We start from the raw sequence: 2,387 nt of genomic DNA on the forward strand, positions 1-2,387 counted from the left end.
TGAAGCCGCGCGCGCTGCGCCAGCAAACGTCTTCTGTTTGCGATCATCGGTGTCCGCGTGCGGCACTGCGGTGGCCTGCCGGTATGACCGCTCGCATATTCCCGTTGGACGCCACATCCGGCAAATGTACGATTTGCATCGGGCAGGCCCCGGCCATGAACGGCCGGTCGAGCCCGTCGACTAGTTTGGCTGAGCGAGGTCTCGTCCGGCCTCGCTCAATGGCCGGTTTGCGGCGAGCAAATCACAGAGGGCACTGCCTCGATGCGGCCAGGAAGGGACACTCGGCGCCACCTCCTACATCGTCAACAATCGACCGGCAACACGGGCTGGCCGAACCATCAAGGCAACTTGTCGCTGTGATCGGCGGCACGACGGTAGGTAAAGAAGGTGTAGCTGGTCGGACCGCTAACGTCGACCCTTTCTGCACAATGGAAGTCCGCTGGCAAATCCGGAAACGTTGTATCGCCTGTCGGCTCCAAATCGAGTTCTGTGAGATACACCGTATCTGCATACGGCAAAAACAGACGATAAATCTGTGCACCGCCTGCGATAAAAACCTCTTCCCGCGAATCGTTTGCGATGACTTCAAACGCACCCTGCAGCGTGGTGCAAGTCGACACTCGTTCGGCGGCGATAGACTTTCTACCAATCACCAAGATGTCCCGGTTTGGTAGCGGTCGGCCTATCGACTCGTATGTCCGTCGCCCCATTACCACCAAGTGCCCTTCGGTCAGTTGGCGAAACCGCTGCTGCTCTCCCGGCACCCGCCACGGAATGTCGTTGGCCGCGCCGATCACTCGGTTTTTCGCCATTGCAGCTATCATTGAAATCGTCTTGCCGTTCAACATTCGCTCATCTCGCTGTCGGGTTGTGAGTCTATTCTAGCGACTACAAAAGTAGTCGGCGGCGAGTGGCGGCTGTCGAGAAATCCGAGCGGTTGGTGGGCATCGACATGCGTCGGGCGCGTCGGACAGTACGGGGCCACAACCGGTCGTTCGACATCGCCGTTCAGATCGTCGACAATCCCTTGCGCGGCACCCGCGCCCAAGGCTGGTATTAAGGACGAATGCCATGTACGCGGCAATCTCATTGCGAACAAATTCACAATGTCAAAACACATTCTGTTAGCTACCGCGACCCGCAATGGTCACGTCGAGCGCAGTCACTGGGGGTCGGTCGCAATCACAGATGCCCAAGGCTCGTTGCTCGCTTGGGCCGGGGACCCGGATGTCTACGCATTCTCTCGCTCAACCATCAAGCCGTTTCAAGCGATTCCGTTTGTGCGGGATCGCGGCCCATCCAATTTTGGATTTTCCACCTCGGAAGTTGCGTTGCTGTGCGGAAGCCATTCAGGCGAAGATACCCATGTAGCAGCGGTTAGCTCGATGCTGTCAAAGATTGGATTGTTGGAGCGGGATCTACGCTGCGGGGTCCATTTGCCGATTCAGTATGGTGAAGACAATTTGCCCCCTGGTGGAAGTCGCTTTGACCAACGACACAACAACTGTTCGGGGAAGCATGCTGGATTCTTAGGGTATTGCTGCATGCACCGTCACGATCACGCGGACTACGTCGCGGACAGTCACCCGTTACAGCAAGACATCGTCCGGGAGATCGAACGGCTATCTGGACTGCGAACGTCAGAGCTTTGGTTTGGCACGGACGGATGCAGCGCACCTAACATTGGCATGCCGCTGTCTCGCCTTGCGATGATGTGGGCCCGACTGGCTTCTGGCGCATCGGGAGGTAGCGCGAAAGAAGACGCCATATTGACTGAGATCTTCGCGGCGATGACAGCACACCCGGAGATGGTTTCAGGGACCGGCCGCTGTGACCTGGCGATTGCGCGAGCAACATCTGGGGATTGTGTCGGAAAGGTGGGCGTAGACGGCACATACGTGATCGGGGTTAAGAGCGTTGGTTTAGGAATCGCCATCAAGATTGCTGATGGCGACCTGTCAGCGCTTTACGCAAGCGCGGTCGCCGTCTTGAGGGAAATCGGGCTCGTCGACGATAGAAACGTCTCAGTTCTCGCCCGCTGGGACAATCCACGCCTCCGCAATCTCCGCGGAATTGAGGTAGGCCAGCTTAAAACGATGGTGCACCTGAGTCGAACCTCAGGGTGAGTCGATCTGGCATCGGGCTCAGTTCGGCCAGCATCAGTCTCTCGACACGGAATCGTCGATCGTCGACGATCGGCGGACAACCTGCTTCTGGTCAACGATAAGAACAAGGATGCGATCTATGAGGTTCATCTATAGCGCAATGCTGGCAGGACTCTTGGTGGGCGGCTTGAACCGCCCCGGGTTTTGTGGAGGCTCCAACTCTTGAGAGAATGGAGCCATGAACAAGAAGGTAACCAAGTTTTCCCCGGAAGTCCGAGAGCG

3 protein-coding genes are annotated in these 2,387 nt (G+C 57.4%); 2 read left to right on the forward strand and 1 reads right to left on the reverse strand.

From position 1 onward, the window contains the following. Positions 1 to 184 (forward strand): hypothetical protein (locus F4827_RS35015; protein ID WP_221303934.1); only part of this gene is annotated, 184 nt, incomplete at its 5' end. 154 nt (positions 185 to 338) lie between these two features. Here the strand turns inward: F4827_RS35015 and F4827_RS34795 are convergent. Continuing rightward, entirely contained in the window at positions 339 to 848 is a 510-nt protein-coding gene (locus F4827_RS34795) for a dihydrofolate reductase (protein WP_183733982.1), read from the reverse strand. 258 nt (positions 849 to 1,106) lie between these two features. Here F4827_RS34795 and F4827_RS34800 point away from each other — a divergent pair, with 258 nt between their 5' ends. Further along, positions 1,107 to 2,126: an asparaginase gene (locus F4827_RS34800; protein ID WP_183733979.1), complete on the forward strand. Its 1,020-nt coding sequence runs from the start codon at positions 1,107 to 1,109 to the stop codon at positions 2,124 to 2,126. The last annotated feature ends 261 nt before the right edge of the window (positions 2,127 to 2,387 follow it).

Source organism: Paraburkholderia bannensis, from assembly GCF_014200455.1.
GTDB lineage: Bacteria > Pseudomonadota > Gammaproteobacteria > Burkholderiales > Burkholderiaceae > Paraburkholderia > Paraburkholderia bannensis_A.

Coding starts and splice junctions, on each gene's coding strand:
- F4827_RS34795 (WP_183733982.1), bottom strand. CDS start 848: ATGTTGAACGGCAAGACGATTTCAATGATAGCTGCAATGGCGAAAAAC.
- F4827_RS34800 (WP_183733979.1), top strand. CDS start 1,107: ATGTCAAAACACATTCTGTTAGCTACCGCGACCCGCAATGGTCACGTC.